This window comes from Neorhizobium sp. P1_A6 (genome assembly GCF_056406795.1).
The window spans coordinates 158,130-182,802 of sequence record NZ_JBFTZM010000007.1 but is presented as its reverse complement, the minus strand read 5'-3'; the positions used below and the strand labels follow the sequence as shown (position 1 = coordinate 182,802).

Below are 24,673 nucleotides of genomic sequence, written 5' to 3'. Positions count from 1 at the left end.
CCTATTATGCGCGCTCTGCAACTGATCGATGACCGGAAGCTCGAAGCGGTGGACATTCCCGAGCCGGAAGCCCCCGGCCCGGGCGAGGTAACGCTGCGGGTCAAAGCCGTCGCGCTCAACCATATCGACGTCTGGGGCTGGCGTGGCATGGCGTTCGCCAAGCGCAAGATGCCGCTGACGATCGGAGCGGAAGCTTCCGGCGTCGTCGAGGCGATCGGGCCGGGCGTTTCGAACGTCCTGCCGGGCCAGCTCGTATCGATCTACGGCGCGCGCACCTGCGGCCTCTGCAAGCCCTGCCGCGAGAAGCGCGACAATCTCTGCGAACACGTCTCCGGCGTGCACGGCTTCCACCTCGATGGCTTCGCACAGGAAAAGGCCAACCTGCCGGCCCGCCTGCTCGTGCCTGCACCTCCGGGCGTCGATGCGGTTGCCGCAGCGCTCGCACCGGTCACGTTCGGGACCGTCGAGCATATGTTGTTCGACAATGCCAAGCTGCAGCCGGGCGAAACCATCCTGGTTCACGCAGGCGGTTCGGGCATCGGCACGGCGGCGATCCAGCTCGCCAAGAAGATCGGCTGCACGGTGATCACCACGGTCGGCTCGGACGACAAGATCGAACGGGCCAAGGCACTCGGCGCAGATCACGTCATCAACTACCGCACCGACCGTTTTGAAGGCGTGGTGCGCAAGCTCACCAAGAAGAAGGGCGTCGACGTCGTCTTCGAACATGTCGGCAAGGATACCTGGGCCGGCTCGATGCTGTGCATGAAGCGCGGCGGCCGCCTCGTCACCTGCGGCTCCACGTCCGGCGTCTCGACCGACATGAACCTGATGATGCTCTTCCAGCAGCAGCTGAAGCTGTTCGGCTCGTTCGGCTGCCGCATGGAGAACATGGCGAATGCCATGCAGAAGATGGCTCAGGGCATCGTTCATCCGGTGATCGACACGGAAGTCACCTTCGCCGAGATCGACAAGGCGCTGGAGCGAATGGAAACCCGCCAGGTGTTCGGCAAGATCGTGCTCCGGATGGACTGAGGCGTCCCCCCGTGAAGATGTTCCTTACCCGGATCGCTCTGGCGCTACTCCACTTCCAGCAATGGCTGGTGGCGCAGAGCGCGTTCGGGCTCCTGAATTTCCTGAAGATCTTTCCGGCGGATCCGGGCATCCGGTTCGCCGACCGGATGGCGCGGCGCATCGGGCCAAAGCTCGGCCGCCACAAGCTGATGCTTGTCAATCTGCGCAACGCCTATCCGGAAAAGACCGACGAGGAACTTGAGCAGATCGCCATAGCGAGCTGGGGCCATATGGGCCGGCTCGCCGCCGAATACGTGTTCCTCGACCGGCTGTTCGATTTCGATCCGGAACAGGAGAAGCCGGGCAGGGTGGAAGTCTCCGGCATTCCGATCTTCGCCGATCTTCGTGACAATCCGCGTCCGTTCATCGTCTTCACGGCCCATACAGGCAATTTCGAACTGCTGCCGGTCGCCGGCAATGCCTTCGGCCTCGAAGTGACGGTGCTGTTCCGGCCGCCGAACAATCCCTATATCGCCGACAAGGTGTTCGCCTTCCGTAGCGCCCGCATGGGCCAGCTGGTGCCATCGCATGCGGGCTCTTCGTTTGCTCTGGCGCGTAAGCTCGAAACGGGCGGCGGTGTCGGCGTTCTGGTGGATCAGAAATTCCGCAAGGGCCTCAAGACCAGCTTTTTCGGCCAGCCCGTCCAGACGAGCCCATTGCTCGCAAAGCTGGTTCGGCAGTTCGATGCCGAAGTCTATCCGGCTCGCTGCATCCGACTGCCGGGCAATCGTTTCCGGCTCGAGATCGAACCGAAGGTCGAACTGCCGCGGGACGCCAACGGCAAACTCGATCTCCAGGCGACCGGGCAGCTCCTCAACGACAAGGTGGAAAGCTGGGTTCGCGAATATCCCGAACAGTGGCTCTGGTACCACGACCGGTGGCATATCAAGCGCTATCTCTAAGCAGATTTTGAGATTTTTCTGACCGCATTACTGCAATTTTACTTTAAGTCACCGGCTATAAATCGGGTCTGCTTTTGAGGAATAAATTAATCTGAATCGCATTGGATATCGGAGGCGCCGATCTTGAGGAACGATCGGCGATAATCTCCGGCACGAGGGGGAGGGCATTTTGGAAGCGTTGATCGATCTGTTTTGGTCAAAATATGCCGATCTACGGCAGGCCGTCGAACGCAATGACGATAACGCAACCGCTTCGCTCGATCGTGACCTCGATCCGCTTCTGCTCGCTGTGTTTTCGAGCCAGAGCAAGGATCCGGCCAGCATACAGGCGCAATTCCGCTTTGCACTCGACCTCTTGAACGAAGAGGCCGATGACCGCGGCTGCGTCCGCCGCAACGGTCATTTGCTGCAGATGCTTGTGGAACGCTACGTCGTTCAGGAGACCGGTCTGTCGGCCAATCGCCGTCCGGAGCCGGAATCGCTCGATCATGGTGTGATCGCCGATGCGACGGCAGACGGTTTTCTCGACGACGCTCTGCTCAATCGGATTTCCGACCGTATCGTGGTGATCGCGCCCGGATATCGGATCTTCTACTCCAACGAGACCAACGCACGCCGTCTTGATCTCGATCGCGACGCGCTGATCGGCCGGCATTTTGCTGAATTCGTCGGCCTTCACCGTTTCAAGAACGATTTCAAGCCGAACCTGGATCGCTGCTTTGCGGGCGAGAGCATATCATTGACTTACGCGGATCAGACCGACGGCCAGACGGTCGTCGTCCGTTGCCGCATGTCTCCCTGTGTTTCTGGCTCTTCACAACTGATCGGCGCGCTCCTGGTCATGCAGGAAACAGCCGACCGCCGCCGGCGCCCCGCTGCCTGACCTTTACTTGTCGGACCAGATGGCCAGCTCGTAGCCCTCCGGATCGGCGAAATGGAAACGCCGCCCCCCGGGGAACGAGAAGATCGGCTTGACGATCCGGCCACCGGCTTTACCGACCCGCTCAAGGGCATTTTCCAGGTCGTCCGCGAAAAGAATGACGAGTGGGCCGCCTTTGGCTGTTACGTCCGTCGACTTCGCAAAACCGCCCGTCAGCCTTCCGTCCTGAAACTCGCAGTAGTCCGGTCCATAGTCCGTGAAAATCCAGCCGAAGGCCGAGCCGTAAAAAGCCTTGGCGGCTTCGACGTCCTTCACGTTGAACTCGATATAATCGATCTTGCGATCCGCTCCCTTGGTTCCCATCGGGCCCTCCTATTTGGTTTCTTCCAGCAGGTTCTTCAGCGCCCTGAGATCCTTCCGCACATGGGCGGCATCTGCCTCGAAAGCCGAGTCGTCAAGGTCCGGGCGCTGGAACAGCGTGAACATGATTTCCGCTCCATCACCGTTTGCCACGACGCGCAACGGGTTCTCGACCACGAGACCGTTTTCCATCATCACCGTGTGGTCGAGGATGCCGAACGGATTGTCGGGCGAGAACCGCACGCGCACCAGGCCGACCGGTCCGCCGTCGCCGATCCAGTGGTCACCGTCCCGGGTAAGCCCGGCAGCAAGGCCGGATGCCCAGAGCGGCATGTTTTCAGGCTGGCTCGCGAAGGCGTAGACGTGCTGCCAAGGTCTCTCGATGCCGATATGAATTATACGGGCAGGCAGGGTGGTCATGGTAGCCTCCTCAGTTTCCCCTCGGTCTATCCGAAGAGAAACGACGGTTCTTGAACAAAACGGACAATCAGCTGCAGATCTGTCTGCGGATTTCCCAAGGTGTAAAGGTCGTCAGCTCCTTCACGTCGCGGGTCATGTGCGCCTGATCAGCGTAACCGGCCTCAAGCGCGAGAATGGCGAGATTTCCGGATGCGGGCTGGCGGACCATGCGAAGAAAGCGCTGGAGGCGAAGAATGCGCTCGAGAGTTTTCGGCCCATATCCGAAGTGATCGTGGCTCTGGCGGCGCAAGGTGCGTTCGCCGAGTGCCTGCGTTGCCGACGTGCCATGCAGCACGCCGCTGCCGAGCTCATCAAAGAGCATTCCCATCGCGTTTTGGGGCTCGGCGGCCAGTGATGCCTCTCCTGCCGCCCAAGCCTCGAGCAGCCGCCGCCTTACAATTGGGCAGTTTGCTTCGGCCAGCCGCTCCTCTACCGTCCGAACGTCGTCCCGGAGCTCGCGGAGCGGGACGGCGCGTCCAACCAGCTCACTCAACGGGACGTCAAGCCAGCGCAGGGCGGCACCCGCCCTGAAGCGCAGACCGAGGATGGTTTCACCGGGGGCGAGGGCAGGGAAGGCGGCGGTGCGGTCAGGGCCAATCACCATCAATTGACCGCCAACCCAGATCAGGTCCGAGCAGCCGTCCGGCACGACGGCAATCTGACCCTCGAATTCCTGCGGCAGGCGGTGCGACCAGACACGGAAAAACAGCCTCGAAAGCGTCCCGTGCGCCGGTCGCTCTCGGTAAGTGCCGGCGCGCATTGCCAGTATCGGCGTATCTTTGCGCATATCTTTGGCCGTATTCATACCTCCTTGTGGCATCGGAATTTGGCAGCCGCAAGACGCCATCCGCCGCGGAGAAAACAGGCCGCTGCGCCGCCGCGACGAAGACAGAGTGTCATGGAAATTTAATCGTTTAGCGTGGCCATCGCCTTGCCGTTTCCCTATATGAATGCGACAACACCCTCGAATCTCAATATGGAGGCACATCCGTGGAACAGGCAGAAATCGGCCTTATCGGGCTCGGCGTCATGGGCTCTAACCTCTCGCTCAACATTGCCGAAAAAGGCAATAAGATCGCCGTCTTCAACCGATCTCCGGAAGCGACCCGCAAGTTCTACGCCGAAGCCGGCGAACTGCAGGGCCAGCTTGTCCCCTGCGAGACACTCGAAGAATTCGTCGCCGCCATCCGTCCGCCGCGGCCGATCATCATCATGATCAAGGCCGGCGATCCGGTCGATCAGCAGATGGAGCTTCTGAAGCCCTACCTTTCGGCCGGCGACATCATGATCGATGCCGGCAATGCGAATTTCCGCGACACGATGCGTCGCTTCGACAATCTGAAGGACAGCGGCCTGACCTTCATCGGCATGGGCGTTTCCGGCGGTGAAGAGGGCGCGCGCCACGGGCCGTCGATCATGGTCGGCGGCACCGAGGAAAGCTGGAAGCGCGTCGAGAAGGTGCTGACCTCGATCTCCGCCAAGTTCAACAACGAGCCCTGCGTTGCCTGGCTCGGCGAAAACGGCGCCGGCCATTTCGTCAAGACCATCCATAACGGCATCGAATATGCCGACATGCAGATGATCGCCGAGATCTACGGGATCCTGCGCGACGGCCTCGGCATGAGCGCCTCCGAAATCGGCGACGTGTTCGGCAAATGGAACGAGGGTCGGCTCAATTCCTACCTGATCGAGATCAGCCAGACGGTGCTGAAGGCAGCCGATCCGATCACCCGCAAGCCAATGATCGACGTCATCGTCGATGCTGCCGGCCAGAAGGGCACTGGTAAGTGGTCGGTTATCGAAGCCCAGAACATGGGCGTTGCCGCGACCGCCATCGAGGCAGCCGTCGCCGGCCGCGTCCTCTCGTCCCAGAGAACCGAACGCCTGGCTGCCGAAAAGATTTTTGGCCTCCCGAAGGTCGCGGAAGCGCCGAAGGATAAGGCTGCTTTCATCGCCGACCTCGAAAGCGCATTGCTTGCTGCCAAGATCGCCGCCTATGCGCAGGGTTTCGCCGTCATGTCGGCAGCGTCCGCCGAATATAACTGGAACCTGCCGATGCCGACGATCGCCAAGATCTGGCGCGCCGGCTGCATCATCCGCTCGGCCTTCCTCGACGAGATCACCTCGGCCTTTACCAAGGATCCGCATGTCGCCAACCTGATCGTCACGCCGGCCTTTGCGCAGATGGTCAAGGATACCGACGCTCCGTTGCGTCGCGTCGTTTCTTACGCCGCTCTCTCCGGCCTGCCGGTTCCGGCGCTCGCCTCGGCGCTCTCCTATTTCGACGCCTATCGTCGCGGCCGTGGCACGGCGAACCTCATCCAGGCTCAGCGCGACTTCTTCGGGGCCCATGGCTTCGACCGCCTCGACGGCGTCGACAAGCATCACGGCCCATGGGGCAGCGGCCTTAGCGAATTTGCCTGATCATTGATCCACGCAACGCAAAACGCCCGCCAATCCGGCGGGCGTTTTCGTTTCAGTCCTTCGGCGCCATCTTCGACCAGACGGGCTTTGAGACGCTCTGCAGCAGTTCCGGCCCGACGCCGTCGATGCGCGCCATCAGGGCCTTGGCGAGTTCGCGCCCGGCTTGGCGAACATCCTCGCTGACCGTATAGATCTCCGGGCGAATCCAGTTGAGGAAGTCGGCCGACTGTTTCGATACCATATCGACGTCGTGGCCCAGTTTCTTGCCGGCGGCCTCGAGCCCGGCTACCAGCGCGATCGTCGCCGATCCACTGATCGAAATGATGCCATCCGGCGGCTCGGCCGCGCGCATCATCCGTTCCGCGTAGGCGCGTGTTTCTTCAAGCGGCGTCTCGCTGGTCACCCGGCCCATCGGCACTTCGGTTGCACCGAAATCGGCAAGCCCGCGTTCGAAGCCCACGCGACTGTGGACGTAGAATGAGAAGCGGCTTCCCGGCGACAGGAACGCAATCCTCCGACGGCCTTTCCCTACCAATTTCTGAACGGCCTTATAGGCGTAAGCCTCGTTGTCGTAGTCGTGATAGGGATGGACGATCCCCATGTCGGTGCGGCCGTGGGTGACGAAGGGCAGATTCCGCTCCGTCATCAGCCGCACCCGCGCGTCGTCGGGCTCGATACGCGAGATGATCACCCCGTCCGCCGAGCCGGTGTCGAGGATATAGCGTACCGGCACCATCGGGTCCTTCTGAAAGGAATGCGGCGTCACCACGAGGTGATATTGCGTGCCGCCCAGCACTTCGGAAATGCCGTGCACCATCTGGCTGGTGAAGCCCATCAGCTCCTCGTCGATGCTGAGCACGAGGGCGATGACGTTGGTCTTGCCGGTTCTGAGGCGCACTCCGGCGCGGTTCGGTTGATAGCCGAGCTGGTTGGCAACAAGGCGGACGCGTTCCTTGGTGTCGGCGCCGATATCCGGCGCATCTTTCAACGCACGTGAAACGGTGGTGATGCCGAGGCCCGTCATATAGGCGATTGTTTTCAAGGTAGGACGTTCACGGACCGCCGTCTGCGTTCCGCCCGTCCTAGATCTTCCGCTGTCATCCATGATTTGCCGTCGCTGCTCGAGTCAGGTGGCCACTATAAAGGGCCCAAGCTTGCCTGGAAACGTCGCGACACCTCCCTGTCCTCCAACACGAAAATTATAACTGAAACGATACAGGTAAAATGTCGAGAGGAATTTTGCCCGATACAGGAACCACCTTCCTCTGAGTTGCACAACGCAGATGCGAAAGAAATTTTTGCAGGCGCGAAAGGTAGGCTGCCTGATATCGGCGAATTGACGCCTGTTACGTGGCTGTTCGTCCCCTTGAAGAACAAATTCGCTGACCGTCGAAATACGGTGGTATCTTCTTCAGGTTGCATTCTCTGCGCCAACAAATTTTTTCCGACAAAACCGGTTGCGCGATATCCGGGATTGCCCTACGTTTTTACGGCAACGTTTCAGTGAGGGAGGAGACTCATGAATATTCGTTCTATGGCGGCTGTTCTTGCCGCAACCGTGATGCTGCCGCTTGGTGCGGCTCACGCCACCGATCTCGAAGTCACCCATTGGTGGACGTCCGGGGGCGAGGCTGCCGCTGTCGCGGAACTCGCCAAGGCTTTCAACGCAACCGGCAACAAATGGGTTGACGGCGCGATTGCAGGTTCCGGCGGTACCGCCCGTCCGATCATGATCAGCCGTATCACCGGCGGCGATCCGATGGCAGCCACCCAGTTCAACCACGGCCGCCAGGCCGAAGAACTGGTCCAGGCTGGCCTGATGCGCGACTTCACCGATCTCGCCAAGAAGGAAGGTTGGGACAAGATCGTCCGCCCTGCGGGCCTGCTGAAATCCTGCACTTTCGAAGGCAAGATCTATTGCGTGCCGCTCAACATCCATTCCTGGCAATGGCTGTGGCTTTCCAACGACGCCTTCAAGAAGGCGGGCGTTGCGGTTCCGAAGAACTGGGACGAATATGTCGCAGCAGCCCCGGCGCTTGAAAAGGCAGGCATCGTGCCGCTCGCAATCGGCGGTCAGGCCTGGCAGTCGACCGGCCTGTTCAGCGTGCTGACGGTCGCGATCGGCGGCAAGGAGATCTACCAGAAGGTCTATGGCGACAAGGACGCAAAGGTCGCGGCCGGTCCGGAAATGGCCAAGGTCTTCAAGGCAGCCGACGACGCCCGCAAGATGTCGAAGGGCACCAACGTCCAGGATTGGAACCAGGCGACCAACATGGTGATCACCGGCAAGGCCGGCGGCCAGATCATGGGCGACTGGGCGCAGGGCGAATTCCAGCTGGCCGGCAAAAAAGCCGGTGTCGACTATACCTGCTTGCCGGGCCTCGGCGTGAACGAGATCATCTCGACCGCCGGTGACGCCTTCTACTTCCCGGTCCTCAAGGATGCGGCGAAGACGAAAGCGCAGGAAGTACTTGCCTCGACGCTTCTCGATGCCAAGACGCAGGTTGCCTTCAACCTCAAGAAGGGCTCGCTGCCGGTGCGTGGCGACGTCGATCTTGCGGCCGCCAACGACTGCATGAAGAAGGGCCTCGAGATCCTTGCCAAGGGCAATGTCGTCACCAGCACCGACCAGCTCATCACGCAGGATACGCAGAAGCAGCTGGAAGACCTGATGTCGCAGTTCTTCGCCAATACCTCGATCACTGCCGAGGAAGCCCAGAAGCGCTTCGTGGCTATTTTCTCCAAGGCCGGTTGATCCGACAGACAGCGATCCAACAGCCGGCTCCGCGTCCGAAAGGGGCGGGGCCGGTGGTGGCTCGCTTCCAGCAGCCTTTGCCATCCAGAGGAGTTGACCATGGCGGCGCACACTCAGCCCGGCCGACCCAACCAATTATTCCGCAATCTCAATTCGAAGATTGCCTCGATCCCGATGATGCTGACGGCCGTGGTGATCTTCCTCGGCGGCACGATCTGGACCGTCGTTTATTCCTTTACAAATTCCAAGCTCCTGCCACGCCTGTCCTTCGTCGGCCTGGAACAGTACGAGCGGCTCTGGGATACGCCGCGCTGGATCGTCTCGATCCAAAATCTGGCGACCTACGGGTGCCTGTCGCTGATTTTCAGCCTGACCATCGGCTTCCTGCTGGCCGCGTTGATGGATCAGAAGATCCGGTTCGAAAACACGTTCCGGACGATCTTCCTCTATCCGTTCGCGCTGTCCTTCATCGTCACCGGCCTTGTCTGGCAGTGGATCCTCAATCCTGAATTCGGCGTGCAATCGGTCATACGCTCGCTTGGCTGGACGAGCTTCGCGTTCGATCCACTCTACAATTCCGATATCGTCATCTACGGCATCCTGATCGCTGCACTCTGGCAGGGGACGGGGCTTGTCATGTGCCTGATGCTTGCGGGGCTTCGCGGCATCGACGAGGACATCTGGAAGGCCGCACGCGTCGACGGCATCCCCATGTGGAAGACCTACCTCTTCATCATCATCCCGATGATGAGGCCGGTCTTCGTCACTACCCTGGTCATCATCGCCAGCGGCATCGTCAGGATCTACGACCTTGTCGTGGCGCAGACGAGCGGCGGACCCGGCATCGCCTCCGACGTGCCTGCCAAATACGTCTACGACTACATGTTCTTCGCCCAGAACCTCGGCCAGGGCTTTGCCGCATCCACGATGATGCTGCTCGCCGTCGCCATCATCATCGTTCCCTGGGCCTATCTCGAATTCGGAGGACGCAAGCGTGGATAAATCGCTCACGATGCCCATTTCAGGGGCCGCCATCTCCGGGCCGGCCGGTTCCCGGCTGGAAGCCGGTCCGCAGGGAAAACGCCCCCGCAAGGTTCTCTCGTCGCGCAATATCATCGTCTACGGTGCGCTTGGCCTGGCGGCACTTTATTACCTTCTGCCTCTCTATGTGATGGTCGTCACGTCGCTGAAGGGCATGCCCGAAATTCGTCTCGGCAATATCTTCTCGCCGCCGATGGAGATCACCTTCGAGCCCTGGGTGAAGGCCTGGGCGCAGGCCTGCACGGGCTTGAACTGCGACGGTCTTTCGCGCGGCTTCTGGAACTCGGTTCGGATCACCGTGCCATCGGTGATCGTGTCGATCGCGATCGCCTCGGTGAACGGCTACGCGCTCGCCAACTGGCGGTTCAAGGGTTCGGAGATCTTTTTCACGATCCTGATCGTCGGCGCCTTCATCCCCTATCAGGTGATGATCTATCCGATCGTCATCGTGCTGCGCGAAATGGGCCTCTACGGCACGCTCTACGGTCTCATTCTGGTGCATTCGATCTTCGGCATGCCGATCCAGACGCTGCTGTTCCGCAACTATTTCGTCTCGCTGCCGGAAGAACTTTTCAAGGCGGCGCGCATCGACGGGGCAGGGTTCTGGCAGATCTATTTGCGGATCATGCTGCCCATGTCGCTGCCGATCTTCGTCGTCTCGATGATCCTGCAGACCACCGGCATCTGGAACGACTTCCTGTTCGGCGTGGTGTTCACCCGCCCGGATACCTATCCGATGACCGTACAGCTCAACAACATCGTCAATTCCGTCCAGGGCGTGAAGGAATACAACGTCAACATGGCGGCGACGCTGCTGACGGGTGCGGTTCCACTGATCGTCTATTTCGTTTCCGGCCGGCTTTTCGTCCGCGGCATCGCGGCCGGCGCAGTCAAAGGATAAGCCTGATGCTCAACAATGTTTCCACGCGCACTCAGAGCAGCGTTTCCATCCGAGAACTGTCGCTGTCCTTCGGCTCGGTCAAGGTGCTGGAAAACCTCAACCTTGACATCCATGACGGCGAGTTCCTGGTCCTGCTCGGCTCGTCGGGCTGCGGCAAGTCCACGCTGCTGAACTGCATCGCCGGACTTCTGGAGCCGACCGAGGGCCAGATATTCATCAAGGACAAGAACGTCACCTGGGAAGAGCCCAAGGACCGCGGCATCGGCATGGTGTTCCAGTCCTACGCGCTCTATCCGCAGATGACGGTTGAGAAGAACCTCTCGTTCGGCCTGCGCGTTGCCAAGGTTCCGAGGGACGAGATCGACCGCCGCGTGGCACGCGCTTCCGGCATTCTGCAGATCGAGCCGCTCTTGAAGCGCAAGCCCTCGGAACTCTCCGGCGGTCAGCGCCAGCGCGTCGCGATCGGCCGCGCCCTGGTGCGCGACGTCGACGTCTTCCTGTTCGACGAGCCGCTGTCGAACCTCGACGCAAAACTGCGCTCCGAACTGCGCGTCGAGATCAAGCGGCTGCATCAGGCGCTCAAGAACACGATGATCTACGTCACCCACGACCAGATCGAGGCGCTGACGCTTGCCGACCGTATCGCCATCATGAAGAGCGGCGTCATTCAGCAGCTCGACGATCCGGTAACGATCTACAACCGGCCCAGGAACCGTTTCGTCGCCGGCTTCATCGGTTCCCCGTCGATGAATTTTCTGAAAGGAGAACTGGCGGAGGAGGGCGATCATACCGTCTTCAAGACCAATGGCGTCAGTTTCTCCTTGGATGGCTATGATGCCTCCGAACCGCTGAAACCCGGACGCCAGGTCATCCTCGGCGCCCGTCCGGAGCATATCAAGGTGGATGGCGATATCACCGGCGGCGAAATCCATGAGGCGGTGGTCGATATCGAGGAGCCGATGGGCGCCGACAACCTGCTATGGCTGAAACATGCCGGCCACGTGATGTCTGTTCGCATCGGCGGCGCACGGCGTTACGCCGTCGGCGCCAAGGTGCGCCTCGCCTTCGACATGAGCATGGCTTCGCTGTTCGACGCGGGAACGGAAGAGCGGATCTGATGTTTGCGTGCAGTCAGTTGCAGATGGGCCGATTGCCCTTGGGGCAATTGTCGTCGCGGCAGGTAATACCCCCCTCTGTCCTGCCGGACATCTTCCCCACAAGGGGGGAGATCGACTCGCTGCAACGTCTCGCCATCCCCGGCGTTTATAGTGGGACTGGTGAACAGGCCCCCAGCCAATCTCCCCACCCGTGGGGGAGATGTCCGGCAGGACAGAGGGGGGCTGGCACGGCACGCCATGAATTTTGCGGACCGGTGCAATGACCACGATCGACCTCTCCGGCTCCTGGCAGCTCGCCTCTGCCGACGGAACGCATCGCACCCAGATGCCGATCCCGGGCGACGTTCACACTGCGCTGAAGTCGGCCGGCATCATTCCCGATCCGTATTTCGGCCGCAACGAGAGCGACGTGCAATGGGTCGCAAATGCAGACTGGACGATCGAGAGGCGCTTCACCCTCGATGATCCCGCGGGCTCCTGGTATCTCGACATCACCTACCTCGATACGGTCGCGACCGTCTTCGTCAACGACATCCCTGTACTGCAGGCGGACAACTGCTTCCGCCGCTACCGTCCGGACGTGTCGAAAGCGCTGAGGGCCGGAGAGAATACGGTCCGCATTCTCTTCCGCTCCAGCATCGCCGAAGCGGCCGAGCGGCAGGCGCGCCAGCCGTTCTACATTCCCTATTCCACGACCAATTCGCCGATCCCGAACGGCAACATGCTGCGCAAGCCGCAATGCCATTTCGGATGGGACTGGAATATCGCAATTGCACCGCTCGGGCTTTACGGCGAAATCGCGCTGAAGAAGCTCGAAACCGCCCGTATCGAACACATCGTCACCAGCCAGAGACATGAGGCGGGCGAGGTCGATCTCGTTGTCACAGTGACGCTTCATGCCGAAGGGCAGGGCGTGCTGCCGGTGTTCTTCTCGTTCGGAGACGAACGGGTCCGGCTCGATTGCGGCGTGCGCGCCGGCGAAACGACGGTGACTCACCTCTTTCACATCGATGACCCGAAGCTCTGGTGGCCCTCCGGCAGCGGAGAACAGGCGCTCTACGAATTGACGGTCGGCACCCCCACCGAAGCCATCACCCGCCAGATCGGCCTCAGGACCGTGGAGCTGCTGACCGACCCGGACGAGGCCGGCAGCCGTTTCGCCTTTCGCGTCAACGGCCGGGAAATCTTCTGCCGCGGCGCCAACTGGATCCCGGCCGACGCGCTGTTTTCCTTATCGAGCCGGGAGAAGACCGAGGACCTGTTGCGCTCCGCGGTCGACGCTCACATGAACATGATCCGTGTCTGGGGCGGCGGCTTTTATGAAGCGGACTGGTTCTACGATCTCTGTGACCGCCTCGGCCTAATGGTCTGGCAGGATTTTCAGTTCGCCTGCAATCTCTATCCGTCGACGCCCGATTTCCTCGAAAACGTTGCGGCGGAAGTCGAGTACCAGGCCCGCAGGCTGATCTCGCATCCCTCCATCGTGCTCTGGTGCGGCGACAACGAACTTGTCGGCGCGCTGACATGGTTTCCGGAGTCCCGTGAGAACCGCGACCGGTACCTCGTCTCCTACGACCGGTTGAACCGCGTCATCGAACAGGCGCTCGACAAGGCCGCGCCCGACGCCATCTGGTGGCCGTCCAGCCCTGCTTCCGGTTATCTCGATTACGGCGACGCCTGGCATGCGGACGGTTCGGGCGACATGCATTACTGGTCCGTCTGGCACGAGAACAAGCCATTCGACAATTACCGCTCTGTCCGCCCGCGCTTCTGCTCGGAATTCGGCTTCCAGTCCTATACGTCGCTGCCGGTCATCGAGACCTATGCCGCGGCCAAGGACATGAATATCGCTTCGCCAGTCATGGAGCATCACCAGAAGAATGTCGGTGGCAACGAGCGCATCGCTGGCACGATGTTCCGCAACTTCCGCTTTCCAACGGATTTTGCCAATTTCGTCTATCTCAGCCAGGTACAGCAAGGATTGGCGATCAAGACCGCCGTCGATTTCTGGCGGTCGCTGAAGCCGCATACGATGGGTGCGCTTTACTGGCAGCTCAACGATACCTGGCCCGTCGCCTCCTGGTCGAGCCTCGATTACGGCGGCAGCTGGAAAGTGCTGCACTACATGGCGAAACGCTTCTTCCAGCCGATCACGGTTGCGGCGATCCCGTCCGACGACGTCCGGGAAATCCGCTTCTCGCTCGTCAACGACACGGCGGAGGATGTGACGGTGACGCTCAACCTTTCGCTCCTGACGCTCAAGGGCGAACGCAGTTCGCTTCGGCGTGTGGAATCCGTCTGTACGCCGGATGCGGCCGTGACCGTGCTGACGTTACCGACCGCAGATATTCCCGAGGGCGGGATCCTCGCCTGGAGCTTTACCGCGTCGAACGGCATGGCCGGCGAGGGGCATCATGTGCCGGGCACTTACAAGGCCCTGGAACTCGAACCGGCAGGGCTTGAGCTTGCCGCGTCTCCATCCGGAGACGGAGGTTTTGATCTCGTCGTCAAGGCCGAGAGCCTCGCCCTTTTCGTGCTGATCGAGAGCGGCACGCCCGGCCGTTATTCCGATAACGCTTTCGATCTCGCCGCCGGCGAGAGCCGCAGCATTCGCTTCACGCCCGCCGTCCCGACGGACGCGATCCCGCAATTCCGCATCTACGACCTCTATTCCTGCCAGGCGGCAGGCTGAGGTCTCTATCAAGGGAGGAACACCATGACGAAACTCGGTTTTCAGCTTTATTGCGCACGCAACTTTCCGCCGCTCTCGGATGTCCTGAAGAAGGTTGCGCAGGCCGGCTATACGGAAGTCGAAGGTTATGGCGGCATCTATGCGACGCTTGACGAAGCAGGCCTGAAGACGCTCAAGGGTGATCTCGATGCCAACGGCCTGACCATGCCGACCGGTCACTTCGGTATTGACCTTCTCGAAAAGGAGCCGGAACAGGCGCTGCTGATTGCCAGGACGCTCGGCGTCGAGGCGATCTATTGCCCGCATCTCGTCGCCGACCAGCGCCCAACCGACGCCGCCGGATGGTTCGCCTTCGGTCAGCGCTTGCAGAACGTTGGCAAACGCTATTGGGATGCCGGTTATACGTTCGGCTGGCATAACCACGACTTCGAGTTCAAGACGCTGCCGGACGGCTCGACCCCGCAGGAGCAGATCCTCGCCGGTGGTCCTGACCTTGCCTGGGAAGCGGATATCGCCTGGGTGATCCGCGGCGGCGCCGATCCGTTCGCCTGGATCGAGAGCTACGCCAAGCGGATCACCGCCGTTCATGTCAAGGACATCGCACCGGCCGGCGAAAACGCGGATGAGGACGGCTGGGCCGATGTCGGCCACGGCACCGTTCCGTGGAAGGACCTGATGGCGGCGCTCAAAAAGACGTCCGCAAAACATTACGTCCTCGAACACGACAACCCGAAGGATCTCGACCGGCTGCTGACGCGCTCGATCGCTTCCTTCAAGACCTATTGATCACAGGAATTCCGGAGTTTTCCATGCCCAAGGAACTTGGCGTCGGCATCATGGGATGCGGCAATATTTCCACCACTTACTTCAAGCTGTCGCCGCTCTTCAACGGCTTGAAGGTTCTCGCCTGCGCGGATCTCAACGAGCACGCGGCCGAAATGCGCGCCGAGGAATACGGCGTCAAGGCGCAGTCGATCGAGCAGATGCTTGCCAATGACGAGCTCGACGTGATCGTCAACCTGACCATACCGGCGGCGCATTTCGCCGTCTCCAAGGCGATCCTCGAAGCCGGCAAGCACGTCTACTCGGAAAAGCCCCTCGTCATCACGCTGGAGGAGGGCAAGGCGCTGCAGGCGCTCGCCAAGGAGAAGGGTCTGTCGGTCGGTTGCGCGCCGGATACCTTCCTCGGCGGTGCGCACCAGCTCGCCCGCAAATATATCGACGAAGGCGGCGTCGGGCGCATCACGTCGGGCACCTGCCACGTGATGAGCCCGGGCATGGAAATGTGGCATCCCAATCCCGGCTTCTTCTTCCTCGAAGGCGGCGGACCGATCCTCGATCTCGGCCCCTACTATATCGCCAACCTCATCAATTTCCTCGGTCCGGTGAAACGGGTCGGGGCACTGACATCGATGGCGAACCCGACCCGCCTGGTCACTAGCGAACCGCTGAAGGGCCAGGTGATCCCGGTCGAGACGCCGACCAACATCCATGCGCTGCTCGAATTCGTCAACGGCGCTACGATCACCTTGTCGGCAAGCTGGGATGTCTGGTCGCACCGCCACGCCAATATGGAGCTTTACGGCACCGAGGGCTCGATCTTCGTGCCCGATCCGAACTTCTTCGGTGGCACTGTCGAAGCGAGCGGTCGCAACAAGGATATCCAGCCGCTGGACCCTTGGGATCATCCGTTTGGAATCAACAACCAGGAACATCCGCAGGGGCCGCGTGCCAACTATCGCACAGCCGGTCTCGCGGACATGGCGATGGCGCTGATCGAAGGCCGAGATGCGCGCTGCTCGCTGGAGCGCACGCTCCACGGTGTCGACGTCATGACCTCGATCCTGAAATCCGGCGAGGAAGGGCGGTTCATCGAGCTTTCGACCACCTGCACCCAGCCGGCGGCGCTCGGCATCGACGAGGCGCTGGCGCTTCTGCGCTGATCAGCTATGAATGCGGCGCGCACCGCTTGAGACATGGGCGCGCCGCATTTCATTCGGAGGAAACGACCATGACCTGGCAACCAGCGTCCAACCGCTACGAAACCATGAAATACAACCGCTGCGGCCGTTCGGGACTAAAACTCCCGGCGATCTCGCTCGGCCTGTGGCACAATTTCGGCGACGACACGCCGCACGAACGCAAGGTCGCGATCGCTCGCAAGGCCTTCGATCTCGGCATCACCCATTTCGATCTCGCCAACAACTATGGCCCGCTGCCCGGCAGTGCCGAGACAGCCTTCGGCCAAATCCTGCGCGAAGATTTCAAGGGATATCGCGACGAACTGATCATCTCATCGAAGGCCGGCTACAACATGTGGCCGGGTCCCTATGGCGAATGGGGCAGCCGCAAATACCTGATCTCTTCCTGCGACCAGAGCCTGAAGCGGATGGGCCTCGACTATGTCGACATCTTCTATTCGCACCGCTTCGATCCGGACACGCCTCTCGAAGAAACGTGCGGCGCACTCGATCACATCGTCCGCTCGGGCAGGGCGCTTTACGTCGGTATCTCKTCCTACAATTCGAAGCGCACCCAGGAAGCAACCGCTATCCTGAAGGAACTCGGTACGCCTGTTCTCATCCACCAGCCGAGCTATTCGATGATCAACCGCTGGGTCGAGGAAGATGGGCTGCTCGATACGCTGGAAGACCTCGGCATCGGCTCGATCGTCTTTTCGCCGCTGGCGCAAGGCATGCTGACCTCGAAATATCTCGGCGGCATTCCGGAAGACAGCCGTGCCGCGCAGGGCAAGTCGCTGCGGCCTGCCTTCCTGAACGACCGAAACATCGCCAACCTCAAGGCGCTCAACGCAATCGCCGAAAAGCGTGGCCAGACGCTGGCGCAGATGGCGCTCGCATGGGTCCTGCGCGGCGGCCGCGTGACCACGGCGCTGATCGGCGCCAGCCGCCCGGAACAGGTCGAGGATTGCGTCAAGTCGCTCGACAATCTGGAGTTCACGGCGGCCGAACTTGCGGAGATCGACACCTATGCCAAGGATGCCGACATTAACCTCTGGGCCAAATCGGCCGAGCGGGCAGGGCCGGCGCGGTAAGGGAAGGGCGGCTTCGAGCTGCCCCTCATCCCCCTGCCGGGACCTTCTCCCCGTTCTGATGGGGAGAAGGGAGATGTGGCACGGCCGGCGCTCCGAAGTCCTTCTCCCCGCAAGCGGGGAGAAGGTGGCGGCAGCCGGACGAGGGGCAAGGACACAGTTTCTATTTTGCGAGGAGAACATGATCCACAACCCCATCCTGCCGGGCTTCAATCCTGATCCGTCCATCTGCCGCGTCGGCGAGGATTACTATATCGCCACCTCCACCTTCGAATGGTATCCGGGCGTGCAGATCCATCATTCGCGCGACCTGGTGAACTGGACGCTCAAGCGCCGGCCGCTGGAGCGGGCAAGCCAACTCGATATGCGCGGCAATCCCGACAGCTGCGGCATCTGGGCGCCCTGCCTTTCCTATTCCGACGGGCTGTTTTTCCTGGTCTATACGGACGTCAAACGCTTCGATGGCAATTTCAAGGACGCCCACAACTACATCGTCACCTCGCCAACCATTGAGGGCGAATGGTCCGATCCGGTCTATGTGAACTCCTCCGGGTTCGATCCGACGCTCTTCCATGACGACGACGGCCGCAAGTGGTTCCTCAACATGCAATGGAACCACCGCACCGAGAGTTACGGCGGCGCGCCGAAACATCCGGCCTTTGACGGCATCCTGCTGCAGGAGTGGGATTTCGAGACGAGGGCGCTCAAGGGTCCGATCAAAAACATATTCGCCGGCAGCCCGCTCGGCCTAGTCGAGGGCCCGCATGTGTTCAAGCGCAACGGCTGGTACTATCTGACGACTGCCGAGGGTGGCACAGGGTACGACCATGCCGTCACCATGGCGCGCGCGCGTTCGATCGACGGGCCGTATGAGATGCATCCGCAGACGCATCTCATCACCTCGAAAGACCATCCGAAAGCCGTTCTGCAGCGAGCCGGCCATGGCCAGTACGTCGAAACGCCGGAAGGCGAAGCGTACCATACCCATCTCTGCGGCCGGCCGCTCGCGCCGCAACGCCGCTGCACGCTCGGCCGCGAAACGGCGATCCAGAAATGCATCTGGGAGGACGACTGGCTCTATCTCGCCCAGGGCGGCGTCGTGCCGGATGTCGACGTGCCGGCACCGGGCAACGTCACGCATATCGAACAGCCTGTCCGCATGGAGCGCTCGTTCGACGACAAGGTCCTGCCGCCGGAATTCCAGTGGCTGCGTACGCCTCATCCGGAACGGTTGTTCAGCCTGACCGAGCGTCCCGGTCACTTGCGTCTTTTCGGCCGCGAAAGCATCGGATCCTGGTTCGAACAATCGCTCGTCGCCCGCCGGCAGGAACACCATTCCTTCCGCACCGAGACGGTGGTCGACTTCTCGCCCGAGACGTATCAGCAGGTCGCGGGCCTGACGCACTATTACAATCGCCACAAGTTCCACTCGCTGGTGGTGACCCTGCACGAAAAGCTTGGCCGCGTGGTGACGATCTTTTCCTGCCCGGGTGATTTTCCGCATGGGCGCATGAGCTTTCCGGCAGGGAGCGGCGTTTCCGTACCCGACGGCCCGGTACATCTCGCCATGGAGATCCGCGACAACGACCTGCAATTCTTCTGGCGCGCCGGCGGCTCCAACGATTGGCAGGAACTTGGTCCGGTGCTCGATGCCGGCGTCATCTCTGACGAGGGTGGCCGCGGCGAACACGGCTCCTTCACCGGCGCATTTGTTGGCCTCTTCGCCTTCGACACGTCGGGACGGGCGAAGGCTGCGGATTTCGACTATTTCGTTTATGAGGCGCTAATTCAGTAAATTCTAAATATCAGGAAGTCAGCGGAACGCATTAATTTCATTACGAAAACGTAATGCGTCAATTCAGCTACGGTTCATCGTTTGGGTCCTAGTTTCCGAGCGTGGTCAACACGAGGAAACACCCAATGAAAAAGTTCTTTGCAATCCTTCTTTCCGCAACCGTGCTTGCCGCTCCGCTTGCGGCCCAGGCGCAGGATCGTCATTCGCCTCCGGAGCGGATCAGGACCGTGACTCGCACGGTGACGATTCAGAAGAAGGTCGTGGTCGTAAAGCCGCGTTGGTCCAGGGGCCATCGCATGACGGCCGCCGAGCGTCGCCGCATGGCGGAAATCCGCGACTATCGCCGTTACCGCCTGTCGGCTCCGCCGCGCGGTTATCACTGGGTCAAGGTCGACAACGATTTCCTGCTGGTCGGCATTGCGAGCGGCGTGATCTCGAGTTTCATCGTGGCTCGCTGAGAAAGATCGGCCTGCGGGGGTATTTGCCTTCCCTCCCGCAGGCCTCGCACGTTCGCCGCTACGCGTATCGGCGGTCGCACTTTTCGTGGCCCGACCTTACGTCCCCCGCGACAGGCAATTCTTCATGGAGCTCGCGAGCCCACGCATCAGCTCGAAATAAAGGCCGGGACCCGGCTTCAGCGTCGCGGCTTCGGGGTCGAGCGTGCCTGAACGGGCAGGCGTGCCTTCCGTCACCACTGCCACCAGCTTCGGCTCGAACTGGGGTTCTGCGAAGACGCAGGTGGCGCCGAGTTCCTTCACCTTCTTCTGGATCTGGCCGACGCGTTCGGCGCCGGGCATCGTCTCGGGGCTGACGGTGATCGAACCCGCGACGCTCACCCCATAACGATGCTCGAAATATTGATAGGCATCATGGAAGACGATGAAGGGCTTGTCCTTGACCGGCGCGATCGTGGCCTTGAGCTCGGTATCAAGCGTGTCGAGATCCTTCATCAGCGCAGCGCCATTCGCCTGATAAGTGGCGGCATTCGCCGGGTCGGCGCCGACCAGCGTCTTTTCGATTTCCGCAGCCATCGCCTTGGCATTCATCGGGTCGAGCCAGAGATGCGTGTCGAAACCGCCATGCCCGTCGTGCTCGTGGTCGCCATGTTCATGTACGTCCTCGGCCTCATGTCCGTGATCGTGTGCCTCGAAGGCGCCGCTCTCGCGGAAGGGCAGCTTTTGCAATCCGGGTGCATCCTCCAGCTCGATCACCGTTGCCGAGGCCGCCAGCGCATCCAGCGGCTTTTCAAGGAAGGCCTCGATACCGGGGCCGATCCAGAAGATCACGTCGGCGCTTTCGATGGCCGCGGCATTGGAGGGTTTCAGCGAGAATGTATGGGGCGAGGCGGCGCCATCGACGATCAGTTTCGGCTCGCCGACACCCTTCATGATCGAGGCGACGAGCGAGTGGATCGGCTTGATCGAAACCACCACGTCCGGTGTCGCCAAGCCTTGGCCTGCACCCACGAAAAATGCCGCGGCGGAGAGGAGGGAGATCGAAGCCCGTTTCATGCTGCGTCCTTGTATTCCATAGTAATGTTATTACATCAATTGCGTTATGCTATAACGTGTGTCATAGCCACTGACAACAGGGAATCCGGAAAAACATGCTGATGTCCAATCGGCCTCGCGCGCCCAAAACCGAAAAAAGCAAGCTCGTCTCGCTTGCCAATGCCGGCATTCGCCGGGATGGCCGTTGGCTGGTGCGAGGCGTCGATTTCTCGATCCGGCGCGGCGAGGTGGTCACGCTGATCGGTCCGAATGGTGCCGGCAAGTCGACGACAGCGAAACTTGCGATCGGTGTGCTGCGCCCGGACGAAGGATCGGTCGCGAGATTGCCCGGCCTGCGCGTCGGGTATGTGCCGCAGAAACTGGCGATCGACTGGACGATGCCGCTTTCCGTGCGTCGGCTGATGCGGCTGACCGGCCCGCTTGATGACACCGATCTTCTGGCGGCGCTGGCCTCGACCGGCATCTCCCATCTCATCGACGCCGAGGTCCGGCATCTGTCCGGCGGCGAATTCCAGCGGGCGCTGCTGGCCCGGGCGATCGCTCGTAAGCCGGATCTGATGGTGCTCGACGAGCCGGTGCAGGGCGTCGATTTTGCCGGCGAGAGCGCGCTTTACGACCTGATCCGCTCGATCCGGACGACGACCGGCTGTGGTATCCTGATGATCTCGCACGACCTGCATATGGTGATGGCCGGCACCGACACCGTCATCTGCCTCAACGGCCATGTCTGCTGCCGCGGCACACCGGAAGTGGTGAGCCAGAGCGCCGATTACCTGAAACTCTTTGGCAATTCGCGTTCGCTCGCGGTCTACAGCCATCACCACGATCACACCCATCTGCCGGACGGCCGGGTGATGCATGGCGACGGTTCGGTCACCGACCACTGCCATCCCGATGATGGGCATCATGATCAGGATGGGCATGATCACGACCATTCCGACCATGACCATCATGGCGGCCACCATCACGGCGATCATGCCGAGGCGAAGGGAGAGGGCCGTGTTTGACGACTTCTTCACCCGCGCGCTCGTCGCCGGCATCGGCGTCGCATTGACGGCCGGGCCGCTCGGCTGTTTCGTCGTCTGGCGGCGGATGGCCTATTTCGGCGATACGATGGCGCATTCGGCTCTGCTCGGCGTGGCGCTGTCGCTGTTCTTCCAGATCAACCTGCTGGTCGCGGTCTTCGGCGTCGCGGTCGTCGTGTCGCTGCTGCTTCTGGCGCTGCAGCGACGGCAGTCGCTGTCGGCGGATGCACTGCTTGGCATTCTCTCTCATTCAGCTTTGGCGATCGGCCTCGTGCTCGTCGCGTTCATGACCTCGGTGCGGATCGACCTTATCGCCTTCCTGTTCGGCGATATCCTGGCCGTGACGCGCACAGATATCGCGCTGATCTGGGGCGGCGGCGTGCTGGTGCTGGCGGCGCTCGTCTGGCTCTGGCGGCCGCTGATCGCGTCCACGGTCAGTGAGGATGTGGCGGAAGCTGAGGGTATGAAGCCGGCGCAGACGCGGATGCTCTTCATGCTTTTGATGGCGCTGGTGATCGCGATCGCGATGAAGATCGTCGGCATCATGCTGATCACCGCGCTTCTGATCATTCCGGCCGCAACTGCGCGGCGGTTCTCGGCAAGCCCGGAGCTGATGGCGGTGCTCGCCTCGCTGATCGGTGCGCTCGCCGTGGTCGGCGGCCTGTTCGGCTCGCTGCACTACGATACGCCGTCCGGCCCTTCCATTGTGGTCGCGGCGCTCTTACTTTTCATTGTAAGCCTGCTTCCCGCAGCGGGTAAAAACACGGCCGAAAAGGCTGGCAACCAAGGAGTGCGATAATGAACGCACCAGTTTCGACACCGACATCCGCTCCGGCGCTGACCAAGAACCAGTCGCTCGTCTTCGATGTTCTCGACCGCGCCGATGCGCCGATGAGCGCCTATACGATCCTCGACCGGCTGCGCGACCACGGGTTTCGTGCGCCGCTGCAGGTCTACCGGGCGCTCGACAAGCTTTTGGAATTCGGCATGGTGCATCGGCTCGAAAGCCTCAACGCCTTCGTCGCCTGCGCCCATCCGGAAAGCGAATGCTGCGGCAAGGGGCATGGTCATGGGCACGGCACGGTCGCATTTGCGATCTGCGAAAGCTGCGGCCATGTCTCGGAATTTCACGACCACGAGGTCGATCATCGCTTAAGCGACTGGGCAAAGAGCAAAAACTTCAAGCCTGCCAAGACGACCATTGAGATCCGCGGGCTGTGCGGCGCCTGCGCCGCCTAAAGAAGCCGAAGGTCGCGGGCGAACCGCTTCCAGTTGGCGACGTAGCGGACCGCCGACTGTTTCAGCTTCTCGACCGCCTCGTCATCGAGCACCCGCATCACCTTTGCCGGCGAGCCGACGATCAGGGAATTGTCGGGGAACTCCTTGCCTTCGGTGACCAGCGCATTGGCACCGACCAGGCAGTTCCTGCCGATTTTGGCGCCGTTCAGGATCGTAGCACCCATGCCGACCAATGAGTTGTCGCCGATCACGCAGCCATGGATGATCGCGTGGTGGCCGATCGTGCAGTTTTCGCCGATCGTTACCGGATAGCGCGGATCGGTATGGATCATCACGCCTTCCTGAATGTTCGAGCCTTTGCCGACGATGATCGGCTCGTTGTCGCCGCGCAGCACCGAGCCGAACCAGATGCCGACATCCTCGCCGAGTTCGACCTTGCCGATGATGGTCGCATCCGGCGCCAGCCAGAAACGGTCGGGGCCGGGCGTTTTCGGCTCGAATTCTCCGAGTGCATAGATCGGCATGGTTTTCCCTTCCGTCGCGGTTTTGTCAGGCGACTGTCAGCGACAGCGTTCCGACGCCGTCGATGCCACAGGTAACCCTGTCGCCGCGCACCACGGCGCCGACGCCCGCCGGCGTGCCGGTCATGATCACGTCGCCGGGGGCGAGGACGAACAGTTTCGACAGTTCGGCGATGATCTCCGGCAGTTTCCAGATCAGCTGATTGAGGTCGCCGGACTGTTTTCGCGCGCCGTTGACGTCGAGCCAGACCGCGCCTGCTTGCGGATGACCGATCTTTTCGGCCGGGACGAGGGCGGAGACGGGGGCCGATTTCTCGAAGGCCTTGGCGGCCTCCCACGGACGGCTCATCTTCTTGGCGACATCCTGCAGGTCGCGGCGGGTGAAGTCGATGCCGACGGCATACCCGTAGACGTTGGACAGCGCGTCTCCGACCGAAATATCGGCACCGCCGCCGGACAGCGCCACGACCAGTTCCACTTCGTGGTGGACGCTGGAGGAGAGCGGCGGGTAGGGGAAGGTCTCGCCGTTATAGATGTTGTCGGCATTCTTCTGGAAAAAGAACGGCGGCTCGCGGGTCGGGTCGCCGCCCATCTCGATCGCGTGGTCGGCATAGTTGCGTCCGACGCAATAGACCCGGCGCACCGGAAAGCGCTCCGCCACTCCCTCGACCGGCAGAAGAACGGTTTCGGGCATGGGGATCACGGTCGCGAGCATGGAAGACATCCTGAGAAAACTGTGGGCACGGGTCGATAAAGACGGTGCCCTTTGTCTCCCAATTCGCCGATTAATCCTAGCACTTTTTCAAGACCGCAGGAAAAGGTTGCGCCCGGCGGAGGGAGGTTTGGTGAAGCGCAATTTCAACCCTTGATAGTTCATGCTAGATTATTTCAGTGATTCGTTGAATAAACCGGCCGGGTCTTTCG

Annotated in this window: 24 protein-coding genes; 17 read left to right on the top strand and 7 right to left on the bottom strand. The window is 61.2% G+C overall.

All coding sequences use genetic code 11. The annotated features are described in order from the left end of the window. Positions 1-6 precede the first annotated feature (6 nt). The 3 genes from AC1D3C_RS16420 (at position 7) to AC1D3C_RS16410 (ending at position 2,859) form a co-directional block, all read left to right on the top strand. Positions 7-1,035, top strand: coding sequence for a zinc-binding dehydrogenase (locus tag AC1D3C_RS16420; protein WP_007760295.1), 1,029 nt, complete (start codon positions 7-9; stop codon positions 1,033-1,035). A gap of 11 nt (positions 1,036-1,046) precedes the next feature. Next, on the top strand, positions 1,047-1,976 hold the full coding sequence (locus AC1D3C_RS16415; RefSeq protein ID WP_038543264.1) for a lipid A biosynthesis lauroyl acyltransferase: 930 nt from the start codon (positions 1,047-1,049) through the stop codon (positions 1,974-1,976). A 169-nt stretch (positions 1,977-2,145) separates the two neighbouring features. Then, on the top strand, positions 2,146-2,859 hold the full coding sequence (locus AC1D3C_RS16410; protein ID WP_247038706.1) for a PAS domain-containing protein: 714 nt from the start codon (positions 2,146-2,148) through the stop codon (positions 2,857-2,859). 3 nt (positions 2,860-2,862) lie between these two features. On the opposite strand, the gene AC1D3C_RS16405 is transcribed toward AC1D3C_RS16410, so the two are convergent. The 3 genes from AC1D3C_RS16405 to AC1D3C_RS16395 all read right to left on the bottom strand — a co-directional run bounded on the left by AC1D3C_RS16405 (position 2,863) and on the right by AC1D3C_RS16395 (position 4,480). Further along, on the bottom strand, positions 2,863-3,219 hold the full coding sequence (locus AC1D3C_RS16405; protein ID WP_477483624.1) for a VOC family protein: 357 nt from the start codon (positions 3,217-3,219) through the stop codon (positions 2,863-2,865). 9 nt (positions 3,220-3,228) lie between these two features. After that, the gene (locus tag AC1D3C_RS16400) at positions 3,229-3,636 is read right to left on the bottom strand and encodes an SRPBCC family protein (RefSeq protein WP_477483623.1); all 408 of its coding nucleotides are present in this window, start codon (positions 3,634-3,636) and stop codon (positions 3,229-3,231) included. 67 nt (positions 3,637-3,703) lie between these two features. Further along, positions 3,704-4,480, bottom strand: a complete 777-nt coding sequence (locus tag AC1D3C_RS16395) for a helix-turn-helix domain-containing protein (protein ID WP_477483622.1) — start codon at positions 4,478-4,480, stop codon at positions 3,704-3,706. A 185-nt stretch (positions 4,481-4,665) separates the two neighbouring features. On the opposite strand from AC1D3C_RS16395, the gene gndA reads away from it, so the two are divergent. Beyond that, positions 4,666-6,099, top strand: a complete 1,434-nt coding sequence (gene gndA / locus AC1D3C_RS16390; RefSeq protein ID WP_477483621.1) for an NADP-dependent phosphogluconate dehydrogenase — start codon at positions 4,666-4,668, stop codon at positions 6,097-6,099. 52 nt (positions 6,100-6,151) lie between these two features. Here gndA and AC1D3C_RS16385 read toward each other — a convergent pair whose 3' ends face one another. Continuing rightward, on the bottom strand, positions 6,152-7,204 hold the full coding sequence (locus AC1D3C_RS16385; protein WP_477483620.1) for a LacI family transcriptional regulator: 1,053 nt from the start codon (positions 7,202-7,204) through the stop codon (positions 6,152-6,154). A gap of 414 nt (positions 7,205-7,618) precedes the next feature. Between AC1D3C_RS16385 and AC1D3C_RS16380 the strand changes: the two genes are divergently transcribed. The 10 genes from AC1D3C_RS16380 to AC1D3C_RS16335 all read left to right on the top strand — a co-directional run bounded on the left by AC1D3C_RS16380 (position 7,619) and on the right by AC1D3C_RS16335 (position 19,911). Continuing rightward, entirely contained in the window at positions 7,619-8,854 is a 1,236-nt protein-coding gene (locus AC1D3C_RS16380) for an ABC transporter substrate-binding protein (protein ID WP_038543251.1), read from the top strand. Positions 8,855-8,953: 99 nt separating this feature from the next. Then, entirely contained in the window at positions 8,954-9,856 is a 903-nt protein-coding gene (locus tag AC1D3C_RS16375) for a carbohydrate ABC transporter permease (RefSeq protein WP_247034563.1), read from the top strand. Between the two features lie 10 nt (positions 9,857-9,866). Then, entirely contained in the window at positions 9,867-10,796 is a 930-nt protein-coding gene (locus AC1D3C_RS16370) for a carbohydrate ABC transporter permease (RefSeq protein WP_477483711.1), read from the top strand. A gap of 5 nt (positions 10,797-10,801) precedes the next feature. After that, positions 10,802-11,914: an ABC transporter ATP-binding protein gene (locus AC1D3C_RS16365; protein ID WP_247034561.1), complete on the top strand. Its 1,113-nt coding sequence runs from the start codon at positions 10,802-10,804 to the stop codon at positions 11,912-11,914. A gap of 259 nt (positions 11,915-12,173) precedes the next feature. Beyond that, positions 12,174-14,606, top strand: coding sequence for a beta-mannosidase (locus AC1D3C_RS16360; protein ID WP_477483619.1), 2,433 nt, complete (start codon positions 12,174-12,176; stop codon positions 14,604-14,606). Positions 14,607-14,630: 24 nt separating this feature from the next. Beyond that, on the top strand, positions 14,631-15,392 hold the full coding sequence (locus AC1D3C_RS16355; RefSeq protein ID WP_038543243.1) for a sugar phosphate isomerase/epimerase family protein: 762 nt from the start codon (positions 14,631-14,633) through the stop codon (positions 15,390-15,392). 23 nt (positions 15,393-15,415) lie between these two features. Next, positions 15,416-16,549, top strand: coding sequence for a Gfo/Idh/MocA family protein (locus AC1D3C_RS16350; protein ID WP_477483618.1), 1,134 nt, complete (start codon positions 15,416-15,418; stop codon positions 16,547-16,549). Positions 16,550-16,617: 68 nt separating this feature from the next. Further along, positions 16,618-17,661, top strand: a complete 1,044-nt coding sequence (mgrA, locus tag AC1D3C_RS16345; RefSeq protein WP_477483617.1) for an L-glyceraldehyde 3-phosphate reductase — start codon at positions 16,618-16,620, stop codon at positions 17,659-17,661. Between the two features lie 178 nt (positions 17,662-17,839). Next, positions 17,840-19,453, top strand: coding sequence for a glycoside hydrolase family 43 protein (locus AC1D3C_RS16340; protein ID WP_477483616.1), 1,614 nt, complete (start codon positions 17,840-17,842; stop codon positions 19,451-19,453). A 125-nt stretch (positions 19,454-19,578) separates the two neighbouring features. Further along, the gene (locus AC1D3C_RS16335; protein WP_477483615.1) at positions 19,579-19,911 is read left to right on the top strand and encodes an RcnB family protein; all 333 of its coding nucleotides are present in this window, start codon (positions 19,579-19,581) and stop codon (positions 19,909-19,911) included. A 96-nt stretch (positions 19,912-20,007) separates the two neighbouring features. Here AC1D3C_RS16335 and AC1D3C_RS16330 read toward each other — a convergent pair whose 3' ends face one another. Next, the gene (locus tag AC1D3C_RS16330) at positions 20,008-20,964 is read right to left on the bottom strand and encodes a zinc ABC transporter substrate-binding protein (RefSeq protein WP_477483614.1); all 957 of its coding nucleotides are present in this window, start codon (positions 20,962-20,964) and stop codon (positions 20,008-20,010) included. Between the two features lie 95 nt (positions 20,965-21,059). On the opposite strand from AC1D3C_RS16330, the gene AC1D3C_RS16325 reads away from it, so the two are divergent. Genes AC1D3C_RS16325 through AC1D3C_RS16315 form a run of 3 tightly spaced genes read left to right on the top strand, consistent with a single transcriptional unit; the run spans position 21,060 to position 23,228 of the window. Beyond that, complete coding sequence (locus AC1D3C_RS16325; RefSeq protein ID WP_477483613.1) at positions 21,060-21,971, top strand: ATP-binding cassette domain-containing protein; 912 nt, start codon at positions 21,060-21,062, stop codon at positions 21,969-21,971. Then, complete coding sequence (gene znuB / locus AC1D3C_RS16320; protein WP_477483710.1) at positions 21,964-22,788, top strand: zinc ABC transporter permease subunit ZnuB; 825 nt, start codon at positions 21,964-21,966, stop codon at positions 22,786-22,788. Before AC1D3C_RS16325 ends, znuB begins: the two co-directional genes overlap by 8 nt. After that, positions 22,788-23,228: a Fur family transcriptional regulator gene (locus tag AC1D3C_RS16315; protein WP_038549247.1), complete on the top strand. Its 441-nt coding sequence runs from the start codon at positions 22,788-22,790 to the stop codon at positions 23,226-23,228. The genes znuB and AC1D3C_RS16315 overlap by 1 nt, the downstream gene beginning before the upstream one ends. On the opposite strand, the gene AC1D3C_RS16310 is transcribed toward AC1D3C_RS16315, so the two are convergent. Together AC1D3C_RS16310 and AC1D3C_RS16305 are read right to left on the bottom strand one after the other, a co-directional pair. Further along, positions 23,225-23,752, bottom strand: a complete 528-nt coding sequence (locus AC1D3C_RS16310) for a gamma carbonic anhydrase family protein (protein ID WP_477483612.1) — start codon at positions 23,750-23,752, stop codon at positions 23,225-23,227. The two genes, AC1D3C_RS16315 and AC1D3C_RS16310, sit on opposite strands and share 4 nt — an antisense overlap. A gap of 25 nt (positions 23,753-23,777) precedes the next feature. After that, positions 23,778-24,464 (bottom strand): fumarylacetoacetate hydrolase family protein, encoded by a 687-nt coding sequence (locus AC1D3C_RS16305; RefSeq protein ID WP_038543229.1) that lies wholly within the window; start codon positions 24,462-24,464, stop codon positions 23,778-23,780. Positions 24,465-24,673 lie beyond the last annotated feature (209 nt).

Coding starts and splice junctions, on each gene's coding strand:
- AC1D3C_RS16420 (WP_007760295.1), top strand. CDS start 7: ATGCGCGCTCTGCAACTGATCGATGACCGGAAGCTCGAAGCGGTGGAC.
- AC1D3C_RS16405 (WP_477483624.1), bottom strand. CDS start 3,219: ATGGGAACCAAGGGAGCGGATCGCAAGATCGATTATATCGAGTTCAAC.
- AC1D3C_RS16400 (WP_477483623.1), bottom strand. CDS start 3,636: ATGACCACCCTGCCTGCCCGTATAATTCATATCGGCATCGAGAGACCT.
- AC1D3C_RS16395 (WP_477483622.1), bottom strand. CDS start 4,480: ATGAATACGGCCAAAGATATGCGCAAAGATACGCCGATACTGGCAATG.
- AC1D3C_RS16385 (WP_477483620.1), bottom strand. CDS start 7,204: ATGGATGACAGCGGAAGATCTAGGACGGGCGGAACGCAGACGGCGGTC.
- AC1D3C_RS16380 (WP_038543251.1), top strand. CDS start 7,619: ATGAATATTCGTTCTATGGCGGCTGTTCTTGCCGCAACCGTGATGCTG.
- AC1D3C_RS16375 (WP_247034563.1), top strand. CDS start 8,954: ATGGCGGCGCACACTCAGCCCGGCCGACCCAACCAATTATTCCGCAAT.
- AC1D3C_RS16370 (WP_477483711.1), top strand. CDS start 9,867: ATGCCCATTTCAGGGGCCGCCATCTCCGGGCCGGCCGGTTCCCGGCTG.
- AC1D3C_RS16365 (WP_247034561.1), top strand. CDS start 10,802: ATGCTCAACAATGTTTCCACGCGCACTCAGAGCAGCGTTTCCATCCGA.
- AC1D3C_RS16360 (WP_477483619.1), top strand. CDS start 12,174: ATGACCACGATCGACCTCTCCGGCTCCTGGCAGCTCGCCTCTGCCGAC.
- AC1D3C_RS16355 (WP_038543243.1), top strand. CDS start 14,631: ATGACGAAACTCGGTTTTCAGCTTTATTGCGCACGCAACTTTCCGCCG.
- AC1D3C_RS16350 (WP_477483618.1), top strand. CDS start 15,416: ATGCCCAAGGAACTTGGCGTCGGCATCATGGGATGCGGCAATATTTCC.
- AC1D3C_RS16340 (WP_477483616.1), top strand. CDS start 17,840: ATGATCCACAACCCCATCCTGCCGGGCTTCAATCCTGATCCGTCCATC.
- AC1D3C_RS16335 (WP_477483615.1), top strand. CDS start 19,579: ATGAAAAAGTTCTTTGCAATCCTTCTTTCCGCAACCGTGCTTGCCGCT.
- AC1D3C_RS16330 (WP_477483614.1), bottom strand. CDS start 20,964: ATGAAACGGGCTTCGATCTCCCTCCTCTCCGCCGCGGCATTTTTCGTG.
- AC1D3C_RS16325 (WP_477483613.1), top strand. CDS start 21,060: ATGCTGATGTCCAATCGGCCTCGCGCGCCCAAAACCGAAAAAAGCAAG.
- AC1D3C_RS16315 (WP_038549247.1), top strand. CDS start 22,788: ATGAACGCACCAGTTTCGACACCGACATCCGCTCCGGCGCTGACCAAG.
- AC1D3C_RS16310 (WP_477483612.1), bottom strand. CDS start 23,752: ATGCCGATCTATGCACTCGGAGAATTCGAGCCGAAAACGCCCGGCCCC.
- AC1D3C_RS16305 (WP_038543229.1), bottom strand. CDS start 24,464: ATGCTCGCGACCGTGATCCCCATGCCCGAAACCGTTCTTCTGCCGGTC.